The 6,956-nt window shown below is 32.7% G+C and carries 3 protein-coding genes and 1 pseudogene; all 4 read left to right on the top strand.

Going from position 1 to position 6,956, the window contains the following annotated elements; genetic code table 11:
• Positions 1 to 153: pseudogene (locus tag V5787_RS03235) on the top strand (IS1595 family transposase); the annotation flags it as partial.
• Positions 154 to 1,396: 1,243 nt separating this feature from the next.
• Complete coding sequence (locus V5787_RS03230; RefSeq protein ID WP_336891841.1) at positions 1,397 to 4,531, top strand: SusC/RagA family TonB-linked outer membrane protein; 3,135 nt, start codon at positions 1,397 to 1,399, stop codon at positions 4,529 to 4,531.
• Between the two features lie 91 nt (positions 4,532 to 4,622).
• On the top strand, positions 4,623 to 6,308 hold the full coding sequence (locus tag V5787_RS03225) for a RagB/SusD family nutrient uptake outer membrane protein (protein ID WP_336891840.1): 1,686 nt from the start codon (positions 4,623 to 4,625) through the stop codon (positions 6,306 to 6,308).
• Between the two features lie 292 nt (positions 6,309 to 6,600).
• Complete coding sequence (locus V5787_RS03220) at positions 6,601 to 6,750, top strand: hypothetical protein (protein WP_336891839.1); 150 nt, start codon at positions 6,601 to 6,603, stop codon at positions 6,748 to 6,750.
• The last annotated feature ends 206 nt before the right edge of the window (positions 6,751 to 6,956 follow it).

The following is a 6,956-nucleotide window of genomic DNA, read 5'->3' as shown; positions in this document are numbered from 1 at the left end:
AGTAAATGGCATATACAAGCTTACTTTGATGAATTTTGTTTTAGAATCAATCGATCACAGTTTAAATCCAGTATCTTCCACTAAACAATAAATAGAATGGTAATTGCTAAACCTATTTATCAAAATCAAATAAAACAGACGGTAAGCGTATAGTTAAATAATCTAATATCACATCGGACAATAAATAATGCGCTAAATCTGTGTTCAAATCATATAGTTAGGGAACTCAAAAATAACACTTTTTTATTGCTCCCCAACTTTAATTACTTGATCGCTTATTACGTCATTTAAATATTAAAATGGTATAAGAAACTTCATGGCTCAATTTTGACATTTATTATCATTGATGTATGACATTGAAAAGAATTTAACACGGAAAAAGATGGGGCTAATGACAATTATATAGTACGATTAAAAACTACTTTAAACTAAGTCATATTGTATGACGATAGCCCAATTACTTGTCTTGTTCCATGTTTAATATCACAAATGACTTGCTTATTATAATTTTGAATTTTTTTTTGTGTAAATAACTGATAATACTGTAGTTAAGTATCTGTTGTGTTCTTAATATTACAAATAAATACGCATTTTGAGATTAAAACCAACTAAAAACCAAAAACACTAGGTTTAAAGTAACTAACAACATAGTGATACTAACCTGAGATAGAGTTAGCTGATTTAGGGATATGGATATTATAGTATATTCCATTCTTTGTCGAAGCACTGATGTTATTGGTCGAAAATTTAATTACCAAAACCAATAAACTTTTAGTTTTAACGATATATTAATAATATTTTAACAAATAACGGTTTAAAATTAAAAGTTTTTAACCTAGTGCAGTGTATGTAAATTCATATTTTGTTAGTAAATAAAAGGGAGATATTTATTAAATTATTGTCAAAGAATAAACCTTTTTGAATTTACTGAATACTTCAGTATGGTATTAAAGAAGATCTATATAATATTATGATAAAAGTCTGTTTATCTGCATAGTAAGTTGTTTTTAGTAATGAAATAGCATAAAATAGAGCTAGGTTATTTATGTATAAAGTTCATTAATCAATGAAATTTAGCATAAATAACCTAATTGATGGGATAGTTCATGTAGATGAATTTTGTTGTCGAATAAATAGGTCATAGTCAAAAACAACATTTTCAATAATTTTATTGAAAAAAGTACGGGTTAATCACAAGTATCAATCCGTATTTATGTATTCTTAACTATTGACCTCTATGTATTTAAATGATATGTATTCAATAATTAAAAATATTTATATGTAATATAGCCAACTAAAACATCACTTTTAAGAAATAACCCCTAATAAAACATTCATGAAAATTAAAATTCACAATGTCCTTTATTCTTCTAGAAAAAGGAAAACCCACCTCATAATGAGCACTCTTGTGCTTTTATGTGCTACATCTGCATTTGGTATTGCTCCAAATACAATATTGGAAGAGAAACAACAATTCGAAATACAACAACAATTTACTGGAACCGTTACAGATATTAACGGACAACCTATACCAGGAGTAAATGTATTGGAAATAGGTACTACCAATGGAACTTTAACTGATTTTAATGGTGCTTTTTCTATTCAACCATTAATTCAAAACGCAACACTTTCTTTTTCTTATATAGGATATGCAACTAAAAAGCTATCAATCAATAATAAAAACAACGTAAACATAGTTCTAGAGGAAGATATATCCTACCTTGATGAAGTAATAGTTGTAGGTTTTGGAACTCAAAAATCTAGTAAAATAGTAAGCTCTGTTTCTCAAATAACCTCTAAAGAATTAAAAATAGACCAAAGACCTGTAACAAATATTGGCTCAGCCTTAATAGGAGCAGTGCCTGGCTTGATGTTAACCAACTCCAGCGGTGGTCCAGGTTCTACACCAAGTATTCAGATAAGAGGTACTAGCACGCTTGACTCTGACGCCGAATTGTTAGTAATTATAGATAATTTTGAAGGTTCCCTTGCTGATATAGACCCGCAAACAATAGAGTCAGTATCTGTATTGAAAGATGCCTCTGCAGTTGCTATTTATGGGGCTCGTGGTGCCAATGGAGTATTATTAATAACAACAAAAAATACTAGTAGAAACAAAAAAACATCTATTAGCTATAACTTTAGTTCTTCAATTCAATCAAAACCAGAATTACCAGGAACTTTAAACTCCTTGGAGTACATGCAATTTCAAAATCAAGTTGTAGAAGGAACGCACGATCAAACTGTATTAGATTTAGCGAGCTCCGGATTTTATCCAGAGACAAACTGGGGAGAAGAATTGTATCAAAACACAGCAGTTCAGCAATCTCACAATTTGACATTAACTGGAGGTTCTGAAAATACTGGTTTTTTAATGTCTGCAAGTTACTTAACACAAGATGGTTTGGCCATTGGAGATGACTATTATGAAAGATTAAACTTACGTTTAAAAATAGACACAGATATTACAGACTGGTTTTCTACAGGAGTCAATGCCTTAATTAGTAATACAACAGATAATAATGTACAAGCAGTCACAGGCTCTTCACTTAGAGGCTTACCTTTTTACCCTATTCAAACTGAAGATGGTATGTGGGTTTCTAACGGTACTAGTGATGCAGGTGCAAATGCTGTCGCTACAGCTGCTTCTGGTTCTTTTGACAAAACAATAACAGACAGAGTTAATCTTCAACTATACGCGCAATTTAGACCTATTAAAGGCTTAACCATAGAAGAAAGAGTTTCCATCATTAGAACAAATTCTGACAACAAAGATTGGGATAATACTTTTAGTATAGTAAGTTTGGATTATGCAGATCCTGATTCTTATACCAACCTTGATTCTGAGAATAGATCTTATATGTATGCAACTACAGGAGGTAGAACATTGAGCGTTTCTTCTTTTACACAGACAAAAATACGTACTTTAACCTCAGCAACTTACGAAACAGAAAAAGGAAATCACTATATGAAAGCTTTTGTTGCTATGCAAACAGAGTCTGGAGAATCGGATTATTTCATGACTGGGTCAAGTGATTTTCTTCTTGACGACATTATATCTTTAGGTCAAGGTGCAATAATTGATGTAAGTATTGGAGATTATGGAAACTATGAATTCAGAGGAGGTAATCAAACCACATTGTCATATTTAGGAAGGTTAAATTATAGCTATTCCGATAAATATTTGTTTGAAGCTACTATTAGAGCTGATGCTTCCTCATACTTTCTTTCAGAAAACCAATGGGGCTATTTTCCTTCAGTAGCTGTTGGATGGGTTGCTTCCAAAGAAAATTTCTTAAAAGATGTCGACTTTGTCAATATCTTAAAACTTAGAGCTTCTTACGGCTCTTCTGGTGATGATTCAGGGTTAGGTTCAGTAACTCAACAACTAGTTAATCTTAATAACGCTGGATATCCTCTTGGAGGTCAATCTAATTCAGCTCTTTATGTTCCAAGTTTTGTAAATCCAAGTTTGATTTGGGAAACCTCAACAGTATTTAATATTGGTGTAGATGCCTCATTATTTAACGGTAAATTACATTTTGAAGCAGATCACTTTAGAAACAAACGTACAGATATTATTTCGTTAATCAAAGGAACTGCATTTGAATATGGTTTTGGAGATGCACAAGGTAATCCATACGATGTAGATAGTTGGGGATGGGAACTAATGGCAACACATAGAAATAAAATAGGAGATTTTGGCTATAGTATTTCTGGTAATATTAACATATATGATAATGAAATCAGCTACATTCAAGAGAATGCTACTGATCCAAATTTTCAAGTTGGACAAAGTGTTAATGATCGTTTTGGTTATGAAACAGATGGTTTTTTTGCAAATCAAGAAGAAATAGACTCGAATGTAGCTAGTGACGGTACTTCACAGATAAACCAAACGGGTGTCGGTGACGCTTATATAGGAGGATATAAATATGTAGATCAATTAACAATAGATACTAACGGAGATGGTGTTATGGATGCTAGTGACGGCATTATCAATTCAGATGATCGTGTAATATTAGACGATAATAGTGCTTCAAATTTGATGTTTGGTTTTAATGTAGGCTTTTCTTACAAGAACTTATCATTATCTGCTCGGTTTTACGGAACCTTTGACAACAAACAATGGCTTAACGCTAACAACTCTGTTCAGCCTTTCTTAGGAGCAGGTGTTCCTTATTCTTATATGACCGATGTTTGGTCAACTACTAATACAGATGCACTTTTTGCAAAGCCAACAGATATTGGGCCTTTACAACCTTATAATGCAAATATAAGTCACTTGTTAATTGATTCTGAATACATCAAACTACAAAACATAACACTTAATTATGATTTTGACAAAACAATACTAGATAAAGTTCCTTTCGTTAAGAGTATGAACATGTATGTGTCTGCTGAAAACTTAGGAGTAATATGGACAAATAGCCCCCTTTATGATAATGGTTGGGATCCAGAGCTTGGTGTATCTGCAGTTAGATACCCTTTACCGTTTACAACTGCAATTGGATTAAATATTAAATTCTAATAATATGGAAAGTACTAAAACACTTCAGAAATTCTTCAACTCAATGAAGCTACGGAATATGAAATACCTAAAAAAATATAAACTCTCATTTTTGTTAACATTATTAGTTATGCTCACTTCTTGTGGTGAAGATTTCTTAGATGTACAGAACCTTAATGATTTAGACATAACTACGGTTTACAAAACGGAAGAAGATTTAACACTAGCCTTAAATCATTTATATTTTTCTCTACCTAGACTAGACTTAGAGGACGACCTAAATAGTCAAAACTCAGATCAAGCTTATTTAGTCCCCTATTTTTGGACTGACGATGCTGTCCATAGATCCATTAGTGGTGCAGGTACAAATGGATCTGATTTTCTTTGGGGAGACAATACAAGATCATTAAGAACTTTTTATAGATACCAAGACATTGCAGATATTAATTTCTTTTTAGAAGCATTGCCTGATGCTACGTTTACAACAGAGGAAAACAGAGTAAGATTTGCTGCAGAAGCTAGGTTTTTAAGAGCTTGGATCTACGAAAGTATGGTTTTTGCCTATGGAGATGTTCCCTTATTAACAAATACAATTGGTCCGGCTGAACAACCTTTTAGAACGCCTAGACAGGAAGTTTTTAACTTTGTAATCAGTGAGTTAGATGAAATTGATGATATTTTACCTGAAAGATATGATGAAACTTCAGATGCAGGTAGAATTACTAAAGGTGCAGTATTGGCTTTAAAATCAAGAGCATATTTAAACGCTATTGGCTGGAACAGTAACGTGAGTGAAATGTATGCTGGTGCTGAGGCTGCGTGTGAAGAAATTATAAATAGTAACGTTTATTCTTTAGCAAGTGGAATTGATGGATTTGCTGAACAGTTTACAAGCGCAAGTGATTTAACTTCTTCTGAAACAATTCTTTCAACGATTTATTTGATTGACGTGCATGTAAGTAGAATTGCAAGACAGATTGGACTAAAAGGTGCTTTTCGTGGAACTGATGGAGGAGATACGCCTCAAAGAAGGCCAGGTTATTCTTCTGACTTTATAGAAGAAGTACAAACGATTAATGGATTATTCCCTAAAGATGATACAAGTTATGACCCTGCTAATCCGTGGGAAAACAGAGATCCTAGATTAGCCGTTTCTGTTGTATTACCTGGAGATACATTACCTGCTGCTGCGGGGTTAGATGTAGATTACATATATCAACCACATGTCGAGATTGCTCCAAGTACAGATAATTTTGGAGGTGTAAATTGTCCTACGGGATACGCTTTTAGGAAATATTTAGATTATAGTTTGGCTACATTGGTAGAAGGTGATACCGATTTAAAAGTAATTAGATATTCAGAAATATTATTAATGTATGCAGAGGCCTTAGCAGGTCAAGGAGAAGATGGTTCAGCGTTAGGCTACTTAAACCAGGTAAGAAATCGAGTTGGGATGCCTTCCTACACTTTAGCTACATTACCTATAATTATTAGAGGTACTACCGGAGATGGTATGATTGATGCTATTTTACTTGAGAGACGTTATGAATTTGCAGGTGAGGGACCACAAAGATGGTTTGATATTTGGAGATATAAATTAGGAGACCAAGTTATTACTTCTGTTTATGCTCTACCTATAAATGAGGATGAACCTGGAGATTTAGGAGATAAATACCCAGCAGGAGGGGAAAATAGTACAACCTTTACAAGAACATGGGATGATCGTAACTATTTACTCCCTATTTGGTCTACTTATTTAGATGCAAATACCAATTTAACACAAAACCCAGGTTGGTAATTAATCGTTTTTGATTTAAGTTGATTTTTAGATTGCCCAGTAATTATAGTACAACTATAATTACTGGGCAATCTTTTTTTTGTGTAAAATTCAATTGTGTAAATCCGGTTTTTATGAAAAGTTAACCGTTGCAAGGGACATGACAAAAACAAAGATCCAAACTTAGGTTTTTATCATTGTTTGTTAGCTTATATATAAGTTAAGACCGTTGCAAGGTACATGACAAAAACAAAGATCCAAACTTAGGTTTTATATCATTGTTTGTTAGTTTATTAAGGCGTATATTTAAGTTATGAAACTACAAATAACACCTACTTTTGCAGATAGCATTTGTGACTTACGTACAAGAAAGATAAAAGCTACATTTTTTAGTCAAATTAATATTCTTATCGATTGGGATCGAATTTCAAAAATAATAGACAAAGGACTATTCCAGGGGTAAAAGTGCCGTTGGTAAGCCTTCCTATGATGGTTTGTTTCTTTTTAAAATGTGTCTTTTGCAGAGTTGGTATTAACCTCGCATCTATATATCGTTAGTTTTACGCAGCATATTTTATGTTGTGATGTTTAAAATATTTGACTACCCTTTTGCAGTCATTTTGAAGTGTTTTCATGTGATTTTCTGAATTTTCCTTCATCTTTTCTTGT

The sequence above is a fragment of the Flavicella sp. genome (assembly GCF_037132785.1).
GTDB lineage: Bacteria > Bacteroidota > Bacteroidia > Flavobacteriales > Flavobacteriaceae > Flavicella.
This window is presented reverse-complemented; position numbering and strand designations above follow the sequence as displayed.

What these genes read in the sequence shown, in the direction of transcription:
- V5787_RS03230 (WP_336891841.1), top strand. Translation starts at nt 1,397, where the DNA reads ATGAGCACTCTTGTGCTTTTATGTGCTACATCTGCATTTGGTATTGCT.
- V5787_RS03220 (WP_336891839.1), top strand. Translation starts at nt 6,601, where the DNA reads ATGAAACTACAAATAACACCTACTTTTGCAGATAGCATTTGTGACTTA.